The organism is Sphingomonas sp. Leaf30, from assembly GCF_001422525.1.
In the GTDB taxonomy this organism is placed as follows: Bacteria; Pseudomonadota; Alphaproteobacteria; order Sphingomonadales; family Sphingomonadaceae; genus Sphingomonas; species Sphingomonas aerolata.
Genome location: NZ_LMKZ01000001.1, coordinates 1,198,274 through 1,224,026 on the forward strand (window position 1 = coordinate 1,198,274; position 25,753 = coordinate 1,224,026).

The following is a 25,753-nucleotide window of genomic DNA, read 5'->3' on the forward strand; positions in this document are numbered from 1 at the left end:
GACGGGGCTGATCCCCATCGAATATCCCGGTTATGGCGATCGGCTGTCGCGACGCTTTGTCAGGTGACGGATAAACTGTCGCAATCTGTATCGTGCACGTCACATTCGCGGGCGGCCGACCTGACGTGGCCGTCAGGCGAAGATCGCGACGCTCTGCATCTGTTCGGCGATCGGCAGGCCCTGCGCGTTCCAGATCGCCATCGACTGGCTCGAACTGCCGTCGCGGACATAGTCGGTCGTCGCGCGCAGCAGCCACCAGCCATCCTGCGTCACCGGTTGCGGGCCGAGAATGTTGAGCAGCCAGGTCATCGAGCTGAGCGGTGCCGGCCCGCCGAGCAGCTTGAGCGCGGAGGGTGGCAGGCAGTCCGCGACCGCAATCAGTTCGACCATCGGATCGAGCCCCTCGCGATCCGCCAGCCGGACCCAGCGCAGCCATTCGGCGGGGCCGACGCTGTCGTCGCGCCGGTCGAGCAGATCGAAATTGCGCGAGAAGGCGACCGCGCTGTGGCCGCGATAGGTCGCGGTGTCGGCGTCGGGTACCGCGAAGGCGGGCGCGGTGCCGGTGTGGTGGTCGACGCGCGAGGCGATCGGCCCCATGAAGACAAAGGTCGCGCGCAGCCCGAGCCCCGCCGCGCTTTCGACGTCCGCCTGGACGAATGCGGCATTGCGGCCCCGTCTTAGCCGCGTCGCGCGGATGACGATGTCGCCCGACAGCGGCCCGATGAACGCGACTTGCGCCGACCGGAGCGGTGGCAGGTCGGTGTCCGACATTTGCGCCGCATGCAGCGCGAGCGCGGCCGAGAACCCGCCATAGGCGGTGCGCCCCTGCAACCAATTGTCCGGCACGGTCCCGCGCCAGCCGCCCTTGGTCGGGTGCAGCGCATCGATCGCCTGTCGGAGACTGGTCATGCCGGCGTGCCCGTCAGCCGGTCGCGCAGTTCGCGCTTAAGCACCTTGCCGATCGCGCTGCGGGGGAGTTCGCTGGTCGGATGGATGCCCGACAGGCGCTGGGTCTTGCCTAGCTGCGCGTTGGTCCACGCCAGGATTTCCGCCGGGTTAGCCTCGGGCGAGCGAGGGACGATGACCGCGACCGGCGTCTCGCCCCATGCGTCGGACGGCATGCCGATTACCGCGCAGTCGGCGACGTCGGGATGCTGCCCAAGCACCGCCTCGAGGTCGGAGGGGTAGATGTTGAACCCGCCCGAGATGATCAGGTCCTTCTTGCGGTCCATCAGGATGAGGAAGCCGTCTTCGTCGAACCGCCCGACATCGCCGTGGCGGATATAACGGTTGCCCTCGGCATCATGCCATTCGGCGTGGCGTGTCGCATCGCTCCGGCCGTGATAGCCGTTCATCATCGCGGGCGAGCGGCCGACGACCTCGCCCAATTCGCCCGGCGGCACCTCGACACCGTCATCGTCGATCAGGCGGATCTCGTGCCCCGGCATCGGCTGACCCACGCTGTGCAGCTTGGTCGGATGCGCGGTCGCGTTGAGCGCGCAGCTCGCCCCGCCTTCGGTCATGCCGTAGAACTCGACGAGCAACCCTGGCCAGCGCGCGACGACGTCGGCCTTGAGCGCGGCGGAGAAGGGCGCGCTTGTGCTCGTCTTGAAGCGGAAGGCCGACAGGTCGAACGCGTCGAAATCGGGGAGCGCCATGATCCGCTGATACTGGACGGGGACGAGCATCGTGTGCGTCGCGCGGTAGCGCTCGGCGAGCGTCAGATAGCCGCGCGCGTCGAACTTGCCCATCAGCACGACGCTGCCGCCCCAGCCGAGCGTCGGCAGGACGCTGACCAGCGTGGTGTTCGAATAGAGCGGCGTCGCGATCATCGTGACCGCAGTGTCGAACCCCGCGGCGCTGTTGCGCGCGATATGCGCCCAGCGCATCGCATGGCTCTGGACGATCCCCTTGGGCGTACCGGTCGTGCCCGACGAGTAGATGATGTTGAACGCATCGCCAGGTGCGATCGCCACGGGCGTGGGGCGTGCACCATCGGGCGCGAGCCAGCGCTCCAACAGCTCGGCGTCGCCGGACGGCCCCTCGGGCGGCAGGTTAGCGTCCGACAGGAGCAGGATCCGCGCGGTGACGCGTTCGTTCGCCAGAGCCTGCGCCATGGCCTCGTCCAGGACGACGATCGGTGCGCCGCTGTCCGCGATCATCGCCGCGATCGCCGCGGGGGTTGCCGACGGCGCGATTGGCGTCGCGACACAGCCGGCCCGTACCGCGCCAAGGAAAACAGAAAGATAGCTGGTCGACGGCGCGGCGACGATCGCGATCGCCTGTCCCGCGGCGATGCCGTCGCGTTGCAGCACCGCCGCCACGCGGTCCATCGTCCGGTCGAGCGTCGCATAGTCGATACTGCCCTGCGAATCTGCGATGGCGGTCGATGATCCGCGTTCTTGGGCATGGGCGCGGATGAGATCCGGCAGAGTCGCGAAGCCGGTAGCGAGCAAATCGGAGGCGATCGTCATATCCGCGTGGCTAGGCGAAGTGTGCGGCGAATGCCATACGCGATATTCGAAAAGACGACTCGCGAAAGGATCAGCCGATGTTGTTCTACGACAGTGCCTCGCCGGCGCCCAACCCGCGCCGCGTCCGGATCTTCCTCGCCGAAAAGCAGGTGCGCATCCCGATGGTGCAGGTGTCGATACCCAAGGCGGAGCACAAGGCGGCGCCTTTCCTTGCGGTGAACCCCTATGGCCAGACGCCTGCGCTGGCGTTCGACGATGGTCGCGTGCTGACCGAGAGCGTCGCGATCTGTCGATATTTCGAGGCGCTGCATCCGGAGCCGCCGCTGTTCGGGCACGGCGCGCACAATATCGCCGAGGTGGACATGTGGACGCGACGGGTCGAGCTGCGGCTGATGACGCCGCTGTCGCTGGTGTGGCAGCATACGCATCCCTGGACGGCGCGGATCGTGAAGCCGCAATATACCGAATTCGGCGAAACCCAGAGGCCGCGTGTCCGGTCGGCCATGGCCGAGTTCGACGCTGCGCTGGCGGGCATCGATTGGCTCGACGGGGTGCGCTATACCATTGCCGACATCGTCCTGCTGACGACGATCGACTTCGCCGGGTTCGTCGGCATTCCCATCCCGGACGAGCTGACACATCTCAGGGCTTGGCACGACCGTGCGTCAGGCCGCCCGAGCGCACAGGCCTAGCGCCGCTGGCGTCCCGGGTCTTGACCCCGGCCTCGTGCTCCGGACCGGCCGGACGTGGTGGGAGGGCTCTCAGGCCGGCATCCCCGACTTTAGTCCGGCATCCGCGACGGCGCCCGAACTTCCCTTTGCATCCCCCGGCGAATCATGCCAATAGCTGCCCATACCTGATGTTCAGTTTCGGAAAGAGACGGACTTAGGGTGGTTGAGCCTCGCAGCACTCTCGCAGTGCTCGGTATCGACAGGCAGGCAGTCCAACAGGTCGCCGCCTTGACGAGTTTGGAGAGGGGATAAGGCGGAAGGACGGCAAGGCCGTACCTTCCGCCGTCCTTCCTGAAACCCCAGCATCAGCGAGCATTGTGCGACCCGGCCTGACGCCGCATGCGCTGTTCCGTTTTGCGTCATTTCTGGCGTCACCTGACTTCGGCGCTTGAAGGCCGGCGGCGGCTGGTATCCTTAGGGTCGGACCGCTGCGGCAAAGGCCCTCTCCCCGGGGCCACATTATCGCAAGATCGAAAAATGGTTCTGGCCGATCCGGAACTGGCGAAAGCCGTCTACATGACAGTATTGGCAGGAATTAGTAGCAATATGCTACGATTTTCCCGCTTGACGCGTAAGGCGTAGAAGAATCTATTCGATGATGCGGTACGGGCCAAAGTGCTTCGGCCGAACAGGGGAGAGTGATGTGGCCAAGCAGCGCTATTTCGTCGCGTCCGCGTTTTTCGTACTTGCATGGGCCCTTGCCGTTCCGGCGGCAGCGCAGATCGGGGGTGATCCACAACCATTGGGAACGACGGGAGCGGGACAGGTCACAGCGAACCCCGCGCAGTCTGCCGCCGCCCAGCCAGAGAATGCCGACATCATCGTCACGGGCTCGCTGATCCGCGGGTCGTCCGAGGATGCCGCCGCACCCGTCGACGTGATTTCGGGCGATGAACTCGCGAAACAGGGCGCGCCGACCGCGGTCGAACTGCTCAAAAACCTGCCGACCTCGAACGGCGTAACCGGCGACGCGAACCAGTTCGACAGCCGCAGTCAGGGCAATGAGGGTGTCGCGTCGGTCAATCTGCGCGGACTGGGGCCACAACGTACGCTGGTGCTGCTCAACGGCAAGCGGCTGGTGCCGGTCGGCGGCGGTATTCCCATCGTCGACATCAACCTGATCCCCTCGGCCGCGATCGGCCGTGTCGAGGTGCTAAAGGACGGCGCCGCCGCCACCTATGGCTCGGACGCGATCGCGGGCGTGGTCAATTTCATCACGCGTACCGACCAGCAGGGTTTCCTGGTGTCGGGCGACTACCGCTATATCGACGGGTCGAAGGGCGATTACGGCACGGCCATGAGCTATGGTCACAGCGGCAACGGCGTGCGGATGCTGGCGTCGTTCGGCTATCAGCACCGGTCCGAGCTCCGTACCACCGATCGAGATTTCACGATCCAGCCCTATGCCAATAACCCGCAAGGCGGCTGGACCGGCGGCGGCAATCCCGGCAACCTTGATTTCAACGCGACCGTCCCCTTTCTCGACCCGGTCAGCGGGCGTCTGTTCACCGGCTATGGCGCGAACGGCGTGTCGAACGGGGTGAATTTCGTTCGCGATCTGGGGTGTGAATCGCTCGGCGGATTCCGCAGTGTCGCGGGCTCGACCACACCGACGCCGACCGCAGTCGGGACGATCGCGGTGCCGACCGATCGATGCTTCAACAATTACGGCCAGTTCGGCAATCTCGTCGAGCCGGAGGACCGGTATCAGGCCTATGCCGAGGTCGCGATCGACCTCACGAGTTCGCTCCACTTCACCGCGACCGCGCTTTATGGAGCGACCTCGACGCGGATCACGACGTCGCCAACCTATCTGCCGACGCTGCCGCCATCGGCGAATGCGGCGGGCGGCGGTGCGGGCTTCTTCCAGGTGCCGACCTATGCGCCGGCACTACGCGATTATTGCCAGGTCTATGGTGCGGCGGCGGGCTGCCTGACCGCGAACGGCACGCCGCTCGCACCCGCGCTCGCCTTCCCCGTACTCTTCCGTCCGGCACTGCTCGGTGGCAATCCGGTCATGCGGGGCGGGGACAATGACCGCGGATCGGCATTCTCCAAGCGCCAGTCCGAGGAAATGCGCTTTACCGCGGACCTGTCGTGGGAGGTCACCGACCGGATCAACCTGACCGCGAGCGGGACCTATTCGCAATATGTCCGCGAGAATGAGGGGACCGACACGTTCGGTGACCTGCTGCAGAACGCGATTGCGGGCTTTGGCGGCCCCAATTGCGCCTATGCGACCACCGCGTCGCGCGCCGGGCTGACCGCTGCGCAGATCGCTTCGCTTGCCGGAACGAACGGCTGCACCTTCTTCAACCCGTTCTCGACCGCAGTGGCGGCCAACCCGGTCACGGGCCAGGTGAACCCCAATTACGCCGGGTCGCGCGGCACCAACGGGCTCAGCACCGCGCCCGGTGCGGGGCTGGTCAACGACATTGCGACGGTCGACAATTTCTTCCGGACGACGCGCACCGTCTACAACACGCAATTGTTCGTCGGCGACCTCGTGCTCGGTGGGCGGACCGGGCTGCGACTGCCCGGTGGCGATGTCGGTTTCGCGATCGGCGGCCAGTATCGGCGCAATTATTATGCCGTGAACTATAATGCCGACAGCAATCTGGCGGTGAATCCCTGCCCGGGGACGCCGCTCAATCCGCGCGCGACCTGCACGCCGCAGACGGGCGCACTGGGCTTTCTCGGCACCAACCGGAACGCGTCCTCGGTGGGCGACGTGAAGGCGCTGTTCGCCGAGCTGCAGCTGCCGATCCTCGAGGCGATCAATGCGCAGCTGTCCGCGCGGTACGAGGATTATGGCGGCAATGTCGGGTCGACCTTCAATCCGCAGGGGCGGTTGCGCATCCAGGTGGCGCCGTGGCTGGCGCTTCGCGGCGGGGCCGGGACGACGTTCCGCGGACCGCCCGCGCAGCAGCTCGAAGGCAATCTGACCGCGCTGCAGATCATCGGCACCTCGTTCCGCGCGGTCGACATCAACGGAAATCCGGACCTTGAGCCTGAAAAGGCGACGACCTATAGCGGCGGCGTGATCCTCGACGCGGGCGGGTTCAATGCGAGCGTCGACTATTTCCGGTACGACCTGAAGGGGCCGATCGAGCAGGAGCCGACACAGGGCATCGTCAACGCATTGTTCGGTGCGAGCGGCGCGGCGAATTGCGGCAATGCCGCCTTTGCCGCGCTCCAGCAGCGCTTCACCTTCACGGGTGCGGGCTGCGGTGTCGGCAATGTCCAGCGGTTGCGCACCGTTTATGTCAACAGCGCCAATGTCACGACCTCGGGTCTCGACGTCCAGGCAAGCTTCCGCGGCGAGCTCGGGCTGGCGACCGTCACGGTGGGTGCGACCGGCACCTATGTCATCGACTACAAGACCAAGGACGTGACGGTCGAGGGGATCGTCGTGCAGCCCGCATTCGACGGTGTCGGCCTGCTCAACTACCAGACGACGGCCTATCCGGTGCCCGAAATCAAGGGCAACTGGTATGTGCAGGGTGATTACGACGTCGCCAGCCTGCGCGTGCAGTTCAACTATATCGATGGCTATACCGATCAGCGCGGCGCGGCGATCTTCGGGCCCAACTTCGGTGCGCTGGCCGGCGGATCGGTGACGGGCGGCAAGGAGATCGGCGCGTTCAAGACGATGGATGCCACGCTGAGGATCGCGCTGCCGACCGGATCGACGGTGTCGCTGTCCGCGCTCAACATCTTCGACCGCGCACCGCCCTTCGCACGGCTGGACCAGAATTACGATCCGTTCACCGCCTCGCCGCTCGGGTTCACCGCAAAACTCGGTTTGTCGCAAAAATTCTGATTGCTCTCGGCGCTGGCCTTGCTTTCAACGATTGGGTACGGTCCCAACAGGGTCGCAAGGCCAGCAACGATACGAGAGGATGACCATGGCGACAGCGTTGAAGACGCATTCCGACATCGCCGATTCCCTGGCCATGAAGCGCCGCGGCCTGACGCTCACCCTGCTCACGCTCACCTATTTCTTCAGCTATATGGATCGGCAGATCCTCGCGATCCTGCTCGAACGCATTAAGGCGGACCTGGTGCTGACCGATACGCAGCTCGGGCTGCTCTCGGGACTGGTGTTCGCGATCTTTTACGCCACGCTCGGCATCCCGGTCGCGCGACTTGCGGACCGGACGAGCCGCCGCAACATCATCGCGGTGAGCCTGACGATCTGGAGCGCGATGACCGCGATGTGCGGTCTGGCGCAAAACTTCACCCAACTCATGCTGTTCCGCATCGGCGTCGGGATCGGCGAGGCCGGGTCCAGCCCGCCCAGCCATTCGATCATCGCCGATCTCTATCCACCCGAAAAGCGCGCGGGCGCGATGGCAGTCTATTCGCTCGGCGTGGTGCTGGGGGCGGGGTTCGGGACGCTGATCGGCGGCGTCGTTGCGCACAGCTATGGCTGGCGGGTGGCGATGATGACCGTCGGGCTGCCCGGTATCGCGCTGGCGGTGCTCGTCCGGCTGTTCATGGTCGAGCCGCGTCGCGGCCTGTCCGACGCCGGCCCGGTCGCCGCGCCGGCGCCGATGCCGAGCGTCGCGCAGGGTTTCGCCTCGATGTGGGCGAGCGCGCCCGCGCGGCATCTCGTCGTCGGCGTGACCCTGACCTCGATGATCGGGTACGCGCTGACGGGGTGGGGGCCGAGCTTCATGCAGCGTTCGCTCGGCATCTCGATGCTCGACGTATCGCGCTATATCGCGCTGCCGGGTGCCCTGTTCGGGGCAATCTCGGCGCTCGCCGGCGGCAAGATCGCCGATGTGCTCGCCAAGCGCCACGGCCTTCACGTGCAGAGCTGGGTCGTGCTCGTCATGAAGGGGCTGTCGCTGCCCTTCGCGCTGGCCTTCTACCTCATCGACGTGCCGGCAATCGCGATCGGCAGCTATTTCGTCTACCTGATCTTCGCCAATTCGTACCTGGGGCCGAGCTTCGCGTTGATCCAGCATCTCGCGCCGCTGAAGACCCGTGCGATGTGGGCGGCGATCACGTTGCTGGTCATCAACCTGGTCGGCCTCGGCCTCGGCCCGACGATGGTCGGCTGGCTAAGCGACCTGTTGAAGCCGACCTTTGGCGAGGAATCACTACGCTATGCGCTGGTCATCATCGTGATGATGACGCCCTGGGCGCTCTATCATTACTGGCGTGCGGGCGTGCTGCTCAAGCGCGACGAGCATCAGGCCGCGTTCGCGACGGCCTGAGACATCGGGGCGGGGACCGGCGCGGCACGCAGCCTGTGCCGGTCCCCGCCGCCCCCCTGCCGATCAATCGTCGAACAGGCCGTACATCAGCGTCGAGGCATACATCGCCACGGCCCGTTCGCGCGGCATGGTCGACGCCCATTTGCGCATGTCGAAGGCGGCATTCTGGACCGCCATCAGCGCCTGCGCGGCGATCAGCGCATCGACCGCGCGGATCGAGCCCTCGCCGATCCCGTCCATCATCATCCCCGCATAGCGCCGCGCGATCCCGTTCGAGCGCTCGACCATCGCGTCGCGGACGCTTGGCGGCAGGCCGCTGAGCGCGGTCGTGCGGAGCAGCGGACCGCGCTCGGCGAACTGGACGTCGAGCAGCGTCGCGACGGTGCTCGACAGCTTGTGCCAATAGCTACCGCCCTCGGCCTCACCGCGGCCCTGCGCATCGGCGATCGTATCGAAGCTGCGGCGATAGCAGGCGATGACCAGATCGTCCTTCGCATCGAGATGGTGGTAGAAGCTGCCCTTGGTCACGTTGAGTTCGGACGCGATCTTCTGCACCGATGCGCCGCGATAGCCGAGTTCGTTGATAAGCCGCGTCGCCGCCAGCAGGAACGCCTCGCGCCCCGGCTCGGCATCGTCATGGCTGAGATCGAGCAGCGTCGGCGCCCAGCGCGCGCCCGGCCCGGCGATGCCGTGCGCGAACACGTCCATCAACCGCGCCTCGACACGGGCATATTGGTCCGGCTCGTACCGCGTCAGCCAGATCGGCAACCAGAAGGTATTTTCGAGCAGGACGTGCGCGCGCGCGCTCTGAATGTCGGTCTGTGCGCGGCCGGTCGACGGGCCCCAGAGGAGGCGGGTGCGGCGGAAAACCTCGCGCCAGCCGTTCATCAGCCGGCTGCGGATCGGATCTTCGGTGGCGCGCAGATCGGACAGGACCGCGAACGCCTTTTCCTCGCCGCGGTGGATCCGGCCGAGCCGCGCCATGTTGAGCGCAAGATAGCGGGCGACGCGCGCCTGCGGGGTCGCCTCGACCATCGCCTCGTCGAGCATCCGCAGCAGATAATCGAGCGTGTTCTCGAACGCGGCGGCGGCAAGGTCTTCCTTGCGCTTGAAGTAATAGGTAACGCTCGTCGTGTTGAGCCCGACCCGCCGCGCAACGTCCGCGAAGGTCATGCCCTTGGCGCTTTGCTCGTTGATCGCCTCTGCGGCTGCGGCGAGGATGGCGTCACGCTTGGCACGGAAGCGCTTCGTGCCCTGTTCGCCGTCTTCGATCGCCTCTGCCGGAACCTTCATCAAAATACCCTAACAGCTTCGATTTGAAGTTACAGTGCTTTTTAGGCGCTTTCGTGGCCGAGTGGAAAACCGGCTTTCGGCACGCTCCCGGATGCTTTACCGAATACGCGGTATGGTCTAATCGACCGCCAGACCGTGGACCGATGGAGAGCCCGCATGGATTTCAGCTTCAGCGACCGAGAGACCTATTTCCGAGATCGCGTGCGCGACTTCATCGACCAGAATATCCGCCCGCGTCAGGCCGATTACGACGCGCAGGCCCACCATGGCGAGCGCTGGAAGGTGATTCCGGTGATCGAGGAGATGAAGGAAAAGGCCAAAGCCGCAGGGCTGTGGAATTTCTTCATGCCCCCCCATTCCGGGCAGACTCACGTCGATGTTAGCTTCGTGTTCGAGGGGACGCAGCTGACCAATCTTGAATATGCGTTATGCGCCGAGGAGATGGGCAAGGTCAGCTGGGCGAGCGAATGTTTCAACTGCTCGGCGCCCGATACGGGCAATATGGAGGTATTCCATCGCTATGGCACGCGCGAGCAGAAGGAGGCGTGGCTCGGCCCGCTGATGCGCGGCGAGATCCGGTCGGCATTTTTGATGACCGAGCCTGCGGTGGCGTCGTCGGATGCGACCAATATCGAGACGTCGATGGTCCGCGACGGCGATCATTACGTGATCAACGGGACGAAATGGTGGTCGTCGGGGGTCGGTGATCCGCGCTGCAAGATCGCGATCGTCATGGGCAAGACGAGCTTCGAAGGATCGCGGCACCAGCAGCAGAGCCAGATCCTGGTGCCGATGGACACGCCCGGCGTGACGATCAAGCGGATGCTGTCCGTCTATGGCTATGACCACGCGCCGCACGGGCATGGCGAGGTCGTGCTCGAGAATGTCCGCGTTCCGGTCGAGAACGTGCTGCTGGGCGAAGGACGCGGGTTCGAGATCGCACAGGGGCGGCTCGGGCCGGGCCGCATCCACCATTGCATGCGGACGATCGGTGTCGCGGAGACCGCGATCGAGGCGATGGCGAAGCGGCTGCTGAGCCGTGTCGCGTTCGGCAAGCGGATCGCCGACTTCTCGGTCTGGGAGGAGCGGATCGCGACCGCGCGGATCGATATCGAGATGACGCGGCTGCTCTGCCTGAAGGCCGCGGACATGATGGACAAGGCGGGCAACAAATCCGCGCAGATCGAGATCTCGATGATCAAGGTCGCCGCGCCGAACATGGCGCTGAGGATCCTCGACGATGCAATCCAGGCGCATGGCGGCGGCGGCGTGTCGGACGATTTCCGGCTCGCGCACGACTGGGCGGCAATGCGGACGCTGCGCTTCGCCGATGGTCCCGATGAGGTCCACAACCGGTCGATCGCGCGTAACGAATTCGGCAAATACGGGGACTTTCGCAAAGGCGGCGTGTCGAGCGGGGATGTCGGGGTGAGCCGCTAACCCTGTCCCGTTCGTCCTGAGCGCAGTCGAAGGACATGTCCCGAACGAGCCAGTCCTTCGACTTCGCTCAGGACGAACGGCATTTTTTGATTGCGCGCCCGCCAAATCTGGAGCCAGACCACCCATGAAAGCCGCAGTCCTTTTCGAAGCCAATACGCCGCTCAGCATCGAGGACGTCACCGTCTCGAAGCCCGGTCCGCGCGAGGTGCTGATCCGTACCGTCGCGGTCGGGGTGTGTCGCTCCGACCTGCACTTCGTCGACGGCGCCTATCCGCATGCGATGCCGACCATCCCGGGGCACGAGGCTTGCGGCGTGGTCGAGGCGGTCGGTGACGAGGTCGCCATGGTCAAGGTCGGCGACCATGTCGTCACCTGCCTGTCGGCGTTTTGCGGCCACTGTGAGTTCTGCGTGACCGGCCGCATGGCGCTCTGCGTCGACAGTTCGGTGCGACGTCCCAAGGGCGCGCCGCCGCGGCTGATGCTGGGTGACCGACCGATCGCGCAGATGCTCAACCTGAGCGCCTATGCCGAGATGATGCTGGTGCACGAACATGCCTGTGTCGCGATCGACCGCGACATGCCGATGGACCGTGCGGCGCTGCTTGGCTGCGCGATCACGACCGGGGCGGGCGCGGTGTTCAACACGACCGACGTGACGCCGGGCGAGACGGTGTGCGTGGTCGGGTGCGGCGGGATCGGGCTGGCGGCGGTGAACGCCGCGAAGATCGCGGGTGCGGGCAAGATCATCGCGCTCGATCCGGTGCCGGAGAAGCGCGCGATGGCGGAGAAGCTTGGCGCCACGCACAGCTTCGACGCGCTGTCCGAGACTGCCGCGGACGAGGTCGTCGCGCTGACCAGGGGCGGCGTCCACCATGCGATCGAGGCGGTCGGCCGGACGCAGTCGGCGGCGACCGCAGTCAAGGTGCTGCGGCGCGGCGGGACCGCGACGATCCTGGGGATGATGCCGCTGGGCGAGAAGGTCGGGCTGTCGGCGATGGACCTGTTGTCGGGCAAGCGCCTGCAGGGCGGGTTCATGGGGTCGAACCGGTTTCCGGTCGACATCCCGCGGCTCGTCGATTTCTACATGCGCGGGCTGCTCGATCTCGACACGATCATCGCGGACCGGATGCCGCTCGAACGGATCAACGACGCGTTCGACGAATTGCGCCGCGGCGACACGACGCGCAGCGTGATCACCTTCGCATGAGCAGCGACGCAGCCAGCACGATGGTCGGTACGATCCCGGTCGGCGAGCGGGACCGGCTCGATCTCGACCGTTTGACGGCATGGATGACGGAGTCGGTCGAAGGCTTTGCCGGGCCGCTGCGCTACGCCAAGTTCGCCGGCGGCCAGTCGAATCCGACCTATCGGCTCGATACGTCAGCGCGCGCCTATGTCCTGCGCCGCAAGCCGTTCGGGCCGATCCTGCCCTCGGCGCATGCGGTCGAGCGCGAATATGCGGTGATCGCCGGGCTTCATCCGACGGGCTTTCCGGTGCCCCGGCCGTACGGGCTGTGCGAGGATCCCGACGTCATCGGCGCGCCATTCTATGTGATGGAGATGGTCGAAGGGCGGACGATCTGGGACGGCGCGATGCCGGGTGCGACGCCCGCCGAGCGCCGCGCACATTATGACGGGATGATCGACGCGCTCGCCGCGCTCCACAACACCGATTACGCGGCGGCGGGGCTCGCATCCTATGGCAAGCCCGGCAATTATTTCGAGCGGCAGGTGGGGCGCTGGACCAAGCAATATCGCGCGGCGGAGACCGAGCGGATGGAGTCGGTCGAGCGGCTGATCGACTGGTTGCCGCGCACCTTGCCCGACCAGACGCGGACGTCGATCGTCCACGGTGACTATCGCATCGACAACATGATCTTCGCCAATGCAACGGACGGCGCGGGCGCGAAGGTGATCGCGGTGCTCGACTGGGAATTGTCGACGCTCGGCGATCCGCTCGCCGACTTTTCCTACATGCTGATGAGCTGGGTGACCGAGCCCGAAGGCCGGTCGGGGGTGCTCGGCCTGACCGGTCCGGAGACCGGGATTCCGACGATCGAGCAGGTCGTCGCGCGCTATTGCGCCGCGACCGGGCGAGACGGCGTGCCGGATCTGAACTGGTATTTCGCCTATAACCTCTTCCGTCTCACTGGGATCGTCCAGGGAATCAAGAAGCGGATCATCGACGGCACCGCGTCGAGCGCGCAGGCCGAAGCGACGGTCGCCAAGGTGCACGCGCTGGCAGATGCGGCGTGGGGGTTTGCGGTGAAGGCGGGCGCGTGACGCATGTCCCGCAGGCGGAAGGGGAGAGGCAGGGCATGACGCAATTCGACCTGACCGGAAAGGTCGCGATCATCACCGGATCGTCGCGCGGGATCGGCAGGGCGAGCGCTTTCGAGCTGGCGGCACATGGCGCGAGGGTGGTGATCTCCAGCCGGAAACAGGAGGCGTGCGATGCCGTCGCGGCGGAGATCAACGCGCGCTACGGCGAGGACCGCGCGATCGCGGTCGCGGCGAACATCGCCGACAAGGCGGCGCTCCAGCATCTCGTCGACACGACTCGCAGCGCGTTCGGCCGCATCGACGTGCTGGTCTGCAACGCCGCCTCCAACCCCTATTACGGGCCCCAGGCGGGGATCGGCGACGACCAGTTCCGCAAGATCCTCGACAACAACATCGTGTCCAACCACTGGCTGGTCCAGATGGTCGCCCCCGGCATGACGGAGCAGCGCGACGGCAGCATCATCATCATCTCCTCGATCGGCGGGCTTCGCGGATCGCCGGTCATTGGCGCCTATTGCATCAGCAAGGCCGCCGACATGCAGTTGGCACGCAATCTCGCGGTCGAGTTCGGCCCGTCGGGTGTCCGCGTGAACTGCATCGCCCCCGGACTGATCCGCACCGACTTCGCGCGCGTGCTGTGGGAGGATCCCGAGCGGATCGCGGCGGCGAATACCCGCGTGCCGCTGCGACGCATCGGTGAACCCGAGGAAATCGCGGGCGCGGTGGTGTTTCTCGCTGCATCCGCGAGCCGTTTCATGACCGGGCAGACGCTGGTCATCGACGGCGGCGTCACGATCTAAAGGGGAGGGCATCATGCGGTTCGAGAACAGGTCGATCATCGTCACCGGCGCAGGATCCGGCATCGGCCGCGCGGCGGCATTGCTGTTCGCGGCGGAGGGCGGGCGTGTCGTCGTCGCGGACCGTACCGAGGGTGCGGACGAGACCGCGCATCTGATCAGCCAGGCCGGCGGCATCGCCACCTCGATCCGCGTCGATGCGGGGGAGGAGGAGGACGTGATCCGCATGGTCGCGCTCGCCTGTGATACCTATGGCGGGCTCGACGTGCTGTTCGCCAATGCCGGAATTTCGGGCGGCATGGCCAATCTCTTCGACACCGACGTCGCGCTGATCACCGAGGTGCTGCGGGTCAATCTGATCGGTCCGTTCCTCGCCATCAAGCACGCGGCACCACGGATCGTCGCGCACGCGGCCGAGACGGGCAGGGGCGGCGCGATCGTTCTGACCGCGAGTGTCGCCGGGTTACGGTCGGGCGCAGGGTCGCCGGCCTATTCCGCGTCCAAGGCGGGAGTGATCAACCTCGCGGCGGTGTCAGCGCAGCAGCTGTCGGGTGCGAACGTCCGGGTCAATGCGATCTGCCCCGGGCTGACCGAGACGGGGATGACCAAGCCGGTGTTCGATTACGCGCGCGAGGCCAACAAGATGGACCGCGTCGGCCGCCTCAACCCGCTCCACCGCGGCGCGCAGCCCGAGGAGCTTGCCCGGGTCGCGGTGTTCCTCGCCTCCGATGACGCAAGCTACGTCAATGGTCAGGCGATCGTGGTCGATGGCGGATTGTCGTCGAGCCATCCCGTGACGCGACAGGATTACGGCAAGACCGCAGCCTGAGGCGGTCCGCTCAGGCGGCTGAGAGATGGAGGTCGGCGAAACCGGTGAAATAGCCGCGTAGCGTCGGGTCCTCGATCGGTGCGATCAGCGCCGCGATCGTGGCGGCCGGCGACGCCGCGCCACCACCAGGCGCGGCGCCGCTGGCAAATCCCATCGACCAGCTGCCGAAGCTGCGCTCGGTGATCGTCTGTTTCGCGAGCTGCACCATCGCGAAATGCCGGTCGTCGCGCTGGATGCGATCGAAGGTGCGCGACACGGCGAGATCATCGCCTTCGAGCACCTGGAGAAACCTGTTGCCGCCAGCGATGAGCAGACCGGTCACGCCCGCGGCGGCATTGTTGCGACGCGAGACCCGCAGGATCTCGTCGATGACTGGCTGTGTCACACGGCTACGCGACGTGCTGATATAGAGAAGGCGCTGCATGCCGATGATCCCGGAGAATGATCGCGCGGGACTAACGGGAGTTTACGAAGACCGGGTTAACCCGCGTAAACCAAGGCTATTTTCGCATCCGGATCAGCCCCTCCTGCGCGACGCTCGCGACCAGCCGTCCGTCGCGGGAGAAGATCTTGCCGCGGTTAAAACCGCGCGCATGGCCCGACCAGGGGGCATCGCAGGCATAGAGCAGCCAGTCGTCCGCGCGGAAATCCTCGTGCAGCCATAGCGAATGATCGAGGCTGGCGGTCTGCAGACCCGGCGTGATCCAGTTGATCGCGTGCGGCAGCAGCGCGGTTCCCAGCAACGCCATGTCCGAGGCATAGGACAGGACCGCGCGGTGCATCGCCGGGTCATCGCCGATCGGCGCGACGATGCGAAACCAGTTGGCATGGTTCGGTGCCTGCGCGGGCGGATCGATCCAGCTGCGCGGGTTGACCGGGCGGACCTCGATCGGGCGCCAGCGCAGCATGTGTGCACGAAACTTCTCGGGAATGCCGTCGATATTCTCCAGCCGCAGGTCACGATCGGAGCGCAGCTCCTCGGGCGGCGCGACGTCGGGCATCGCGTCTTGATGGTGGAGCCCGTCCTCGGGGGTCTGGAACGATGCCGCCATGTTGAGGATCGGCTGGCCCTTCTGCATCGCGATGACGCGACGCGTGGCAAAGCTGCGGCCCTCGAAATCGCGGACGACGCGGTAGACGATCGGATAGTCCTCGTTGCCCGGCCGCATGAAATAGGCGTGAAGCGAATGCGCGGCCTTGGGCGCCTCGGTCGAGCGCTGCGCGGCCTGGAGCGCCTGCGCGATCACCTGCCCGCCGAACACGCGACCGACGCCGCCGGGCTGGCGTTTGCCGACATAGAGGTCGGTGTCGACCTCGTCGATCTCGAGCAGGTCGACGAGGCCCTGGGCGAGGGCTTGGGGTGTTACTTCGGCAGTATCGTCAGGCATTTGACCTCCTTGGTCTCCCGCGACGGCGGGAGCCCAGTCTGGGCCCCCGCCTTCGCGGGGGTACAAGTTCGGGTCAATAGCCCGCGGCGATGGCCAGCCTGTCGGCATGGAAGTTGGCGTCGCCAAACAGCTCGGCCAGGACGCGCGCGCGCTTCATGTAGAAGCCGATGTCATATTCGTCGGTCATGCCGATGCCACCGTGCATCTGCACGCTTTCCTGCACGCTGAGCGTTGTCGCGAGCGCGGTCATCGCCTTGGCGACGGAGACGGCCTCGTCGGCCTTGTCGTGGCCCGTGTCGAGCAACTGCTGGGCCTTGAGCACCGCGGCGCGCGCGACCTCCATTTCCGAATAGAGATGCGCGGCGCGGTGCTGGAGCGCCTGGAAGCTGCCGATCAGCGTGCCGAACTGTTTGCGCTGCTTCATATAGCCGATTGTCATGTCCATCGCGCCGCCGCCGACGCCGAGCAACTCGGCGGACGCGCCGGTGCGACCCGCGCGGAGCAGGCGGTCGAGCGGGGCGCGGCCGGCATCGACCTCGCCGATCACCGCGTCGGCATCGACCTCGACCCCGTCGAAGTCGAGGCGCGCGGCGAGGCTCGCATCGGTGAGGCGTTCGGCGTTCGCGCTGAGCCCGGCGGCGTCCTTCGGCACGGCGAACAGGGTGATCCCGTCGGCATCGTCCGCACCGCCTGCGGTACGTGCGGCGACGATGATCAGGTCGGCGGTGTGGCCATGCGCGACGAAGCGCTTGGCGCCGGTCAGCCTGAAGCCGTTGCCCGCGCGTTCGGCGGTCATCGCGATCGTGTCGCGGTGCTTGGCGGCTTCGTCGATCGCGAGTGCGGCGACGGTGTCGCCGGCGATGATGCCGGGGAACCAGCGCTCGGCCTGGCCGGTGCCCTTGAGCGCCTCGACCGCGGCGACGGCGGTGGAGAGGAAGGGGGAGGGCGACAGGTTGCGACCGATCTGTTCGAGCACGACGCCCGCCTCGACATGGCCCAGGCCGAGGCCGCCTTGGTCCTCGCCGATCAGGATGCCGGTGAAGCCCATCTCGGCGAACTGCTTCCACAGGTCGCGCGAGAAGCCGGTGGCGTCATCGGCGTCGCGAAGCGCGCGCATGTGGCTGACGGGGGCGTGTTCCGCCACGAAGTCGCGGATCGTGTCCTGAAGGACGGTCTGGTCGTCGTCGAGATAGAGTGGCATTTCTGTTCCCCCGCGGAGGCGGGGGCCCAGGAGCCCCGCGCGCAGCGTTCGTGATTCTGGGCTCCCGCTTTCGCGGGAGAACGGTAGAGCTCAGGCCGGCAGCTCGAGGATCCGCTTGGCGATGATGTTGAGCTGGATCTCGCTCGTCCCGCCCTCGATCGAGTTCGCCTTGGTGCGCAGCCATGAGCGCGGGATCGCACCGCCGCGCGAGCGGTCGCTGTCCCATTCGAGCGCGTCCGAGCCACCCGCCGCCATCATCAGCTCGTAGCGCGACTTGTTCAGCTCGGTGCCGTAATATTTCATCATACTCGGCTGCGCGGGGTGGGCCTTGCCTGCCTTGAGTTCGTCGATGAAGCGTTCGGACATCGCCCCGAACGCCTTGGCGCGCACCTCGAACAGCGCGATCGACGCGCGCAGCAGCGGGTCGGCGAGGCGGCCGTCATGGCCGAGCCCGACGGTGGCGATCGCGCCGTCGATCAGCGGGTTGCCACCCGACGAGGCGAGCCCCATGCCCGAGATCATCTCGCGTTCGTGACCGAGCAGATATTTGGCGACGTCCCAGCCCTTGTTCTCCTCGTACACGCGGTTGACCTTGGGGACCTCGACATTGTCGAAGAAGGTCTCGCAGAAGGGGGAATTGCCGCTGATCAGCAGGATCGGCTTGGTCGAGACGCCGGGGGTGGCCATGTCGAACAGCACGAAGCTAATCCCACCCTGCTTCGAGGTCTTGTCGGTGCGGACCAGGCAGAAGATCCAGTCCGCCTTGTCGGCGTAGGACGTCCAGACCTTCTGGCCGTTGACGAGATAATGGTCGCCCTTGTCCTCTGCCGATGTCGCGAGCCCGGCGAGGTCGGAGCCCGCATTCGGCTCGGAATAGCCCTGGCACCAGCGGATCTCGCCCCGCGCGATCTTGGTCAGGTGATCGAGCTTCTGCTCCTCGGTGCCATATTTGAGCAGTGCCGGCCCGAGCATCGAGATGCCGAAGCTGTTGAGCGGGTTGCGCGCCTTGATCGCCGCCATCTCCTCACGGAGGATCTTGGTCTCGGCAGGCGACAGGCCACCGCCGCCATAGGCCTTGGGCCAGTCGGGGACGGTCCATCCCTTGGCCGCCATCCGGTCGAGCCAGTCCTTCTGCGCGGGGCTCGATGGCTTGAACTGGCGGCCGCCCCAGCAGACATCGTCCTCCGAGCGGACGGGCTTGCGCATCTCGGGCGGGCAGTTCTCCGCGAGCCAGGCGCGGGTTTCGGTGCGGAAGGTGTCGAGGTCGGTCATCGGGTCTTCCTTTCTCCCTCTCCCCTGCGAGGAGAGGGTGGGGTGAGGGGCTGCCAGGGGCGGAGCACGGCTTGGCTGCCCCTCACCCCGGCCCTCTCCCCCGAGGGGAGAGGGCGTAGAATTTACTTGATCTTCCCACCGCTCGCGGCGGCGTCCTTGAGCGACTTGGCAACCGGGAAGCCGTATTTCTCGAGCCCGGCGACGACCTTTGGCAAGCCTTCCGACTGCGCCCAGAACATCGGGCCGCCGCGATAGACCGGCCAGCCGTAACCGTAGATCCACACCACATCGACGTCAGACGCACGCTGCGCCTTGCCCTCTTCGAGGATCAGCGCGCCTTCGTTGACCATCGTGTAGAGCGTGCGCGCGACGATCTCCTCGTCGCTGATCTCGCGCGGGGTAACGCCCGACTTGGCGCGGAAATCGTCGATGATTTCGGCGACGCGGGGGGAGTTGGACGGCGTGCGCTTCTCGTCATAGTCGTAGAAGCCCGCCTTGGTCTTCTGGCCCCAGCGGTTTTCCGCCGCCAGCGCATCGCGGATATTCTCGATCCGGCTCGGGTCGCGGTGCCAGCCGATGTCGACGCCCGCGAGGTCGCTCATCTGGAACGGGCCCATCGGCATGCCGAACGCGACATGGACGCGGTCAATCTGCTCGGGGCTCGCGCCTTCGAGCAGCAGCTTGGTCGCCTCGACCTGGCGCGGCATCAACATGCGGTTGCCAATGAAGCCATAGGTGACGCCCGCCACCACGGCGACCTTCCTGATCTTCTTGGCGAGCGCCATGACGGTCGCGAGCACGTCGTCCGCGGTCTTGTCACCGCGAACCACCTCGAGCAGTTTCATCACGTTGGCAGGCGAGAAGAAGTGCATGCCCACGACGTCCTCGGGCCGCTTCGTGCACGCCGCGATCTCGTCGATGTTCAGATAAGAGGTGTTCGAGGCGAGGATCGCGCCGGGCTTGGCGATTGCGTCGAGCTTGGTGAAGATCTCCTTCTTCACCTCCATCGTCTCGTACACCGCCTCGATGATCAGGTCGCATTCGGCGAGATCGGCGAAATCGAGCGTGGGCTTCAGCGCACCCATCGCCTGTTCGACCTGTTCGGGCTTCATCCGGCCCTTGGCCGCGGTCGCCTCGTAATTCTTGCGGACGACGCCGGTGCCGCGGTCGAGCGCCTCCTGCTGCATCTCGACGATCGTGACGGGGATGCCGGCGGACAGGAAGTTCATCGCGATGCCGCCGCCCATCGTGCCCGCGCCGATCACGCCGACGCGTTTGATCTCGCGCAGTTTCGTGACCGCGGAGACGTCGTCGATCTTGGCGGCCTGGCGCTCGGCGAAGAAGATGTGGCGCTGCGCGGCGGACTGGACGCCCATCATAAGCGCCATGAACTGCTCGCGTTCGAACGCGACGCCATCGGCGAAGCTCGACCCGTCGGAGGCCTTCTCGACGCAGGCGATGTTGGCGGCGGGGGCGTCGAAGTTGCGGAAGCGGCGGGCGTTCTCCTTCTTGAATGCGGCGACCGCGTCGGGATCGGCCTGCGCGGTCTTCTCGGACGCGCGGGGCAGGGGGCGCTTGGCCGCGATCTCGCGCGCGAAGGCGATCGCGTCGGCTTCCAGGCTGTCCTCGCCGACGATCTTGTCGATCAGGCCGGCGTCCAGCGCCGTTTTCGCCGAGATCGGATCGCCCTTGGCAGTCATCTCGAGCGCAAGCTTGACGCCGGCGATGCGCGGGATGCGCTGCGTGCCGCCCGCGCCGGGCAGCAGGCCGAGCTTGACCTCGGGTGTACCGATCTTGGCCGAGGGAACGGCGACGCGGTAGTGGCAGCCGAGCGTGACCTCGCAGCCGCCGCCGAGCGCGGTGCCGTGGATCGCGGCGACGACGGGCTTGGACGACGCCTCGATCATGTCGACGACGGTCGGCAGGCCGGGCTCGACCATCGGTTTGCCGAATTCGGTGATGTCGGCGCCCGCAAAGAAGGTCCGGCCGTCGCAGCGGATCACCATCGCGGTAATGCTCGCGTCGGCGACGCCGTCCTTGATCGCGGCTTCGAGGCCTTGACGGACTGCGGCGCCAAGTGCGTTGACCGGCGGGTTGTTCGAGATGATGACGAGGACGTCGTCATGGCGTTCGGTGCGGATCGGGGTCGTCATTATTCTCTCCTGGTGACGGCCGCTGACGGATCAGGTCATGGCGGCGTAGATCATCGTCTTGAGCTCGCGGCGGATGGGGTAGAGGCTGCTGGGCGAGACCTGGGTCATGAAGACCATCGACAGGCGCTCGACCGGATCGATGAAGAAGGCGGTCGAGAACATCCCGCCCCAGTAATATTCGCCCTTCGACCCCGGCATCATCGACCGTACCGGGTCGATCGTCACCGCAAAGCCGAGACCGAAACCGGTGCCGGCATTGGTCGCCTCGCTGAACATCGACCGGGACATCGTCGTCAGATCGGCGCCGCCGGGCAGATGGTTCTGCGTCATGAGTTCGAGCGTCTTGCGGCCGAGGATCCGCGCACCGTCGAGTTCGCCGCCGTTGAGGCACATCTGGCAGAAGCGCTGATAGTCGAGCGCGGTCGAGACAAGCCCGCCACCGCCCGACAACAGCGTCGGCGGACGGCTCCACGCGCTCTTCTCGCCGCGGTCGAGCATCGTGCGCCCCTTGCCCGGCGCGACCGTGTAGCAATCGGTCAGGCGATCCGTCTTGTCGGCAGGAACCTGGAATCCCGTGTCGTCCATCTTCAGCGGCACGAAGATTCGCGTCGTGAAGAAGGTGTCGAGCGTGACGCCCGACACGCGCTCGACGACGGCACCCAGCACGTCGGTTGCCACCGAATAATTCCACGCGGTCCCCGGCGAGAATTCGAGCGGCAGCGCGCCCAGCGCGGCGACGAACCCGTCGAGATCGAGATTGCCGTGCCAGTTCTCGATCTTGCCTTCGCGATAGGCGGCGTCGACGTTCGAGCGATTCTGGAAGCCGTAGGTCAGACCCGAGGTGTGGCGAAGCAGGTCGATCATCCGCATCGGCTCGGCGGTCGGTTTCACCGCAAAGGGGACCCCCGCACCGCCGCCGTTATAGACGCCGATCCCCTTGAACGCGGGCAGGACGTGATGGACCGGCGTGTCGAGTGCGACGAGGCCCTGTTCGACCAGCATCATGAACGCGACCGAGGTGATCGGTTTGGTCATCGACGCGATCCGGAACAGCGACGTTTCATCGATTGGCGCGCCGCCCTCGCGGGCTAGGCCCTGATGCGAGAAATGCACGGTTTCGCCGTCGCGCGCGATCAGCAGCTGCGCATTGGGGAGCTTGCCGGTGACGATATAGCGGTCTTTCAACAGCCTATCGATCGCGGCGAGCCGTGCCGGATCGAAGCCATGCCGTTCAGCCGCCCCAGCGAACGCGGCGGTCATCGCCAGCTTCCCCGCATGCACCATACCCCCGGTTCGAACATGGGTCCTCCTATTGCCTTGAGTGGCGTGCAAATCAACTCTAAACGTGCATCCGGTTGGCGGATAAGCCAAACCCGAAATTCATATTTGGAGTAGGCTGGCCTTGGCTCATGAACCAATCATCGCCCTGGACCCCAACTGGCCGGTCATGTCGATGGCGGAAACCGAACGGCGTCTGACTGCGCCCGGCGGCAAGTTCGAGATGGAGACCGTGACGATCGGCGGGGTCGCGACGCGCGTGTGGAAGAATGCGCCGCCGTCGCTGCGTTACCTGATCGAGGCCGCGCGCGGACATGGCGAGCGCGTCTTCACCATCTATGAAGACGAGCGCGTGACCTATGAGGCGACGTGGCGCGCGGTGACGACGCTGGCGGCGCATCTGCGGGCGCTCGGCATCGGGCCGGGCGACCGCGTCGCGCTGGCGATGCGCAATTTGCCCGAATGGCCGGTCGCGTTCTTCGCAGCGACGGCGATCGGGGCGGTGATGGTGCCGTTGAACGCGTGGTGGACGGGGGCGGAGATGGCCTATGGTCTCGCCGACTCGGGTGCCCGGGTCCTGATCACCGACGATGAACGCCATCACCGGCTCGAGGATATCTACGCGACGATCCCGTCGCTGGAGCAGGTGCTGGTCAGCCGCGCGGTCGCGCCGCTGACGGGTATCGCAGCGCCGCTGGAGGGCGTGATCGGGACGTCCTCGCACTGGGCGGCGCTGCCCGACCAGCCGCTGCCCGACGCGGTGATCGCGCCCGACGACGATGCGACGATCTTCTATACCAGCGGCACGACCGGTGCCCCCAAGGGGGCGCTGGGGACGCATCGCAACATGATGTCGAACATCCTGACCGGGGGCTATTCGGGCGCGCGCTCGGCCTTGCGGCGCGGCGAGATGCCGCCCGAGCCGACCCCTCGCGTGACGCTGACCGTCATCCCGCTCTTCCACGTCACCGCCTGCTCGGCGGGCATGATGGGCGTGATCGCGACGGGGAGCACGATGATCTTCATGCGCAAGTGGGACACCGTCCGCGCGATGGAGATCATCGAACGCGAGAAGGTGAACGTGACCGGCGGCGTGCCGACGATCGCGTGGCAGCTGATCGAGCATCCCGACCGCGGCAACTATGATCTCTCGTCGCTCGAATCGATCGCCTATGGCGGCGCGCCCTCTGCCCCCGAGCTGGTCAGGCGCATCCATAGCGAGCTGGGCGCGCTACCCGGCAATGGCTGGGGCATGACCGAGACGATGGCGACGGTCACGCATCACGGCGCGGAGGATTACCTCAACCGGCCGAGCAGCGCGGGGCCGCCAGCACCCGTCGTCGACCTGAAGATCGTCGCGGAGGACGGCGTCACCGAGCTTCCGATCGGCGAGGTCGGCGAGCTCTGGGCGCGCGGGCCGATGATCGTGAAGGGCTATTGGAACAAGCCGGAGGCGACCGCGACGACGTTCATCGACGGCTGGGTGCGGACGGGCGATCTCGCGCGGCTCGACGAGGAGGGGTTCTGCTACATCGTCGACCGCGCCAAGGACATGATCATCCGGGGTGGCGAGAACATCTATTCGTCAGAGGTTGAGAACGTCCTTTATGCGCATCCCGCGGTCACCGACTGCGCGCTGATCGGGCTGCCGCACCGCACGCTGGGCGAGGAGCCGGTCGCCGTCGTCCACCTCGCACCTGGCGCGCAGGCGAGCGAGGCGGAGCTGCAGGCCTGGGTGCGCGAGCGGCTCGCCGCGTTCAAGACGCCCGTCGCCATCCGCTTCGTGCCCGAGACCTTGCCTCGTAACGCGAACGGCAAGATCCTGAAAAAGGACCTGCAATCGCTTTTTGCGGATCGGATTCCCGCCACGGCATCATAGTTCAGGGCGATTCGTCCTGCATCGCGCGGGCGGAGCGTCAACACCGCTTGAATGCCGCCCCGATTGTGACAAGGGGAAGGGCAAGCGAGGGGTAACGGCATGGCGAACGACGATTATACGGCCCAGGCGGGTACGGCGGACGTCCATGAGGGAGGGCCGCCGCCAGCCGAGGGTGGGGCGACCACGGCGACCAGCGCGGAAGGGGTGTTCGAACCCCCGCTCGGCGTTGGTGTCGAGGATGCGATGCGTATCGCGCAGCGGCGCGATCGCCTGCTCGCCGCGCTGACGCTGACCGCCGGAATCGGGCTGGTCATCGCGTTGCCGTTCGCGTTGAAGGCAGGGGCTGAGTTTTTCCTGCCGCTGACGACCGCGCTGGTGATCGCCGTTGCGCTGATTCCGGTGCTCGAATGGCTCGAACGGCGGGGCGTGCCGTCGCCGATCGCGGCGCTCGCGTGCATCCTGGTGTTCCTGGTCGCCGCCAACGTCGCGATCGCCGCGATCCTCGTGCCGGCAACCGACTTTTTCCGGCTGCTGCCGACCCGACTCGACCGGATCCAGAGCAATCTGGCGCCGCTGCTCGATCTCTATTCGAGCCTCGAGAAATATGTGAACCGGACGCTGCGGCAGGTCGCGTCGACGCCGATCAAGCAGCCCGCGACCGCGGGCGTCGCGGCGCCGAGTTCGATCCTGGAATTCGCCGCGACATCCGCGCCGGCGGTCATCGTCCAGCTGCTGTTCGGGATCCTGATCGTGTTCTTCTTCCTGTCCGGCTGGACGGGCATGCGGCGGCAGACGATCACGGGTCGCACGAGCTTCGACGGGGCGATGGCGACCGCCCGCGTGATCCAGGACGTGGTCGACGACGTCTCGGCCTATCTCGGCACGATCACGGTCATCAACGTCCTGCTCGGGATCGTGACCGGTACCGCCTTGTGGGCGATCGGCATGCCCTATCCGGCGATGTGGGGCGGGATCGTCGCCCTGCTGAACTACATCCCCTATTTCGGCCCCGTGATCGGCGCGTTCCTGCTCGGGCTTGGCGGGTTGATGACCTTCTCGGATATCTGGATGGCGCTGCTTCCCCCGGCTTTGATGTACGGCCTGCACCTCGTTGAGGCGAATGCGATCACGCCGTTCATCGTCGGCCACCGGCTGACGATCAGCCCGCTACTGATCCTGATCTCTCTGAGCTTCTGGGGCTGGGTCTGGGGCACGCTCGGCGCGTTGCTGGCGGTGCCGCTGCTAATCATCATCCAGACGGTGCTGGGCGCGGCGGGGAAGCCCGATATCGCGGGGTTCCTGTTCGAGCACGGCACGCTCGTCCAGCAGAAAAGCGGGCGGAATCGCCGTCGGGGGGATGGGGCCGACGACCAACGTGAAACAGGCGGCTGAATGGGGGTTGACGCTATCCCAACCCTCGCCTAGTTGCCGCCTCCACGCTGTTTCAGCGGGTGTAGCTCAGTTGGTTAGAGCGCCGGCCTGTCACGCCGGAGGTCGCGGGTTCGAGTCC

At 66.2% G+C, this 25,753-nt stretch carries 19 protein-coding genes; 10 read left to right on the plus strand and 9 right to left on the minus strand.

Annotation, left to right across the window (positions count from 1 at the left end; all coding sequences use genetic code 11):
• Positions 1-132: 132 nt before the first annotated feature.
• Positions 133-909, minus strand: coding sequence for a thioesterase family protein (locus tag ASE89_RS05555; RefSeq protein WP_056674747.1), 777 nt, complete (start codon positions 907-909; stop codon positions 133-135).
• The gene (locus ASE89_RS05560) at positions 906-2,474 is read right to left on the minus strand and encodes a class I adenylate-forming enzyme family protein (protein ID WP_056674749.1); all 1,569 of its coding nucleotides are present in this window, start codon (positions 2,472-2,474) and stop codon (positions 906-908) included. The genes ASE89_RS05555 and ASE89_RS05560 overlap by 4 nt, the downstream gene beginning before the upstream one ends.
• A 77-nt stretch (positions 2,475-2,551) precedes the next feature.
• On the opposite strand from ASE89_RS05560, the gene ASE89_RS05565 reads away from it, so the two are divergent.
• The 3 genes from ASE89_RS05565 to ASE89_RS05575 all read left to right on the plus strand — a co-directional run bounded on the left by ASE89_RS05565 (position 2,552) and on the right by ASE89_RS05575 (position 8,430).
• Positions 2,552-3,166, plus strand: a complete 615-nt coding sequence (locus tag ASE89_RS05565; protein WP_056674751.1) for a glutathione S-transferase family protein — start codon at positions 2,552-2,554, stop codon at positions 3,164-3,166.
• Positions 3,167-3,848: 682 nt separating this feature from the next.
• On the plus strand, positions 3,849-7,028 hold the full coding sequence (locus tag ASE89_RS05570) for a TonB-dependent receptor domain-containing protein (protein ID WP_056674753.1): 3,180 nt from the start codon (positions 3,849-3,851) through the stop codon (positions 7,026-7,028).
• A gap of 85 nt (positions 7,029-7,113) precedes the next feature.
• Positions 7,114-8,430 carry a spinster family MFS transporter gene (locus tag ASE89_RS05575; RefSeq protein ID WP_031394442.1) on the plus strand — a complete coding sequence of 439 codons (1,317 nt, stop codon included), beginning with the start codon at positions 7,114-7,116 and terminating at the stop codon, positions 8,428-8,430.
• A 63-nt stretch (positions 8,431-8,493) separates the two neighbouring features.
• Here ASE89_RS05575 and ASE89_RS05580 read toward each other — a convergent pair whose 3' ends face one another.
• Positions 8,494-9,723 (minus strand): TetR/AcrR family transcriptional regulator, encoded by a 1,230-nt coding sequence (locus ASE89_RS05580; protein WP_056674755.1) that lies wholly within the window; start codon positions 9,721-9,723, stop codon positions 8,494-8,496.
• A 156-nt stretch (positions 9,724-9,879) separates the two neighbouring features.
• On the opposite strand from ASE89_RS05580, the gene ASE89_RS05585 reads away from it, so the two are divergent.
• The 5 genes from ASE89_RS05585 (at position 9,880) to ASE89_RS05605 (ending at position 15,072) form a co-directional block, all read left to right on the plus strand.
• Positions 9,880-11,163 (plus strand): acyl-CoA dehydrogenase family protein, encoded by a 1,284-nt coding sequence (locus tag ASE89_RS05585; RefSeq protein WP_056674757.1) that lies wholly within the window; start codon positions 9,880-9,882, stop codon positions 11,161-11,163.
• Positions 11,164-11,287: 124 nt separating this feature from the next.
• Positions 11,288-12,370: a Zn-dependent alcohol dehydrogenase gene (locus ASE89_RS05590; RefSeq protein ID WP_037527369.1), complete on the plus strand. Its 1,083-nt coding sequence runs from the start codon at positions 11,288-11,290 to the stop codon at positions 12,368-12,370.
• Positions 12,367-13,446 carry a phosphotransferase family protein gene (locus ASE89_RS05595; protein WP_056674759.1) on the plus strand — a complete coding sequence of 360 codons (1,080 nt, stop codon included), beginning with the start codon at positions 12,367-12,369 and terminating at the stop codon, positions 13,444-13,446. The genes ASE89_RS05590 and ASE89_RS05595 overlap by 4 nt, the downstream gene beginning before the upstream one ends.
• Positions 13,447-13,481: 35 nt before the next feature.
• On the plus strand, positions 13,482-14,246 hold the full coding sequence (locus ASE89_RS05600) for an SDR family oxidoreductase (RefSeq protein ID WP_056674761.1): 765 nt from the start codon (positions 13,482-13,484) through the stop codon (positions 14,244-14,246).
• Positions 14,247-14,259: 13 nt separating this feature from the next.
• Positions 14,260-15,072: an SDR family NAD(P)-dependent oxidoreductase gene (locus ASE89_RS05605; RefSeq protein WP_056674763.1), complete on the plus strand. Its 813-nt coding sequence runs from the start codon at positions 14,260-14,262 to the stop codon at positions 15,070-15,072.
• Between the two features lie 10 nt (positions 15,073-15,082).
• Here the strand turns inward: ASE89_RS05605 and ASE89_RS05610 are convergent, their stop codons facing one another.
• The 6 genes from ASE89_RS05610 to ASE89_RS05635 all read right to left on the minus strand — a co-directional run bounded on the left by ASE89_RS05610 (position 15,083) and on the right by ASE89_RS05635 (position 22,346).
• Positions 15,083-15,496 carry a BLUF domain-containing protein gene (locus ASE89_RS05610; RefSeq protein ID WP_056674764.1) on the minus strand — a complete coding sequence of 138 codons (414 nt, stop codon included), beginning with the start codon at positions 15,494-15,496 and terminating at the stop codon, positions 15,083-15,085.
• A 76-nt stretch (positions 15,497-15,572) separates the two neighbouring features.
• Entirely contained in the window at positions 15,573-16,460 is an 888-nt protein-coding gene (locus ASE89_RS05615; protein ID WP_056674766.1) for an acyl-CoA thioesterase, read from the minus strand.
• Between the two features lie 73 nt (positions 16,461-16,533).
• Positions 16,534-17,661: an acyl-CoA dehydrogenase family protein gene (locus tag ASE89_RS05620; protein ID WP_056674768.1), complete on the minus strand. Its 1,128-nt coding sequence runs from the start codon at positions 17,659-17,661 to the stop codon at positions 16,534-16,536.
• A gap of 90 nt (positions 17,662-17,751) precedes the next feature.
• Positions 17,752-18,933, minus strand: a complete 1,182-nt coding sequence (locus tag ASE89_RS05625) for an acyl-CoA dehydrogenase family protein (protein ID WP_056674770.1) — start codon at positions 18,931-18,933, stop codon at positions 17,752-17,754.
• Positions 18,934-19,055: 122 nt separating this feature from the next.
• The gene (locus ASE89_RS05630; RefSeq protein WP_056674772.1) at positions 19,056-21,086 is read right to left on the minus strand and encodes a 3-hydroxyacyl-CoA dehydrogenase NAD-binding domain-containing protein; all 2,031 of its coding nucleotides are present in this window, start codon (positions 21,084-21,086) and stop codon (positions 19,056-19,058) included.
• Between the two features lie 30 nt (positions 21,087-21,116).
• On the minus strand, positions 21,117-22,346 hold the full coding sequence (locus ASE89_RS05635; RefSeq protein ID WP_031394456.1) for a serine hydrolase domain-containing protein: 1,230 nt from the start codon (positions 22,344-22,346) through the stop codon (positions 21,117-21,119).
• Between the two features lie 187 nt (positions 22,347-22,533).
• Between ASE89_RS05635 and ASE89_RS05640 the strand changes: the two genes are divergently transcribed.
• Entirely contained in the window at positions 22,534-24,243 is a 1,710-nt protein-coding gene (locus tag ASE89_RS05640) for a class I adenylate-forming enzyme family protein (RefSeq protein WP_056674774.1), read from the plus strand.
• A 243-nt stretch (positions 24,244-24,486) separates the two neighbouring features.
• Positions 24,487-25,635 carry an AI-2E family transporter gene (locus ASE89_RS05645; RefSeq protein WP_082451293.1) on the plus strand — a complete coding sequence of 383 codons (1,149 nt, stop codon included), beginning with the start codon at positions 24,487-24,489 and terminating at the stop codon, positions 25,633-25,635.
• Positions 25,636-25,753: the final 118 nt, after the last annotated feature.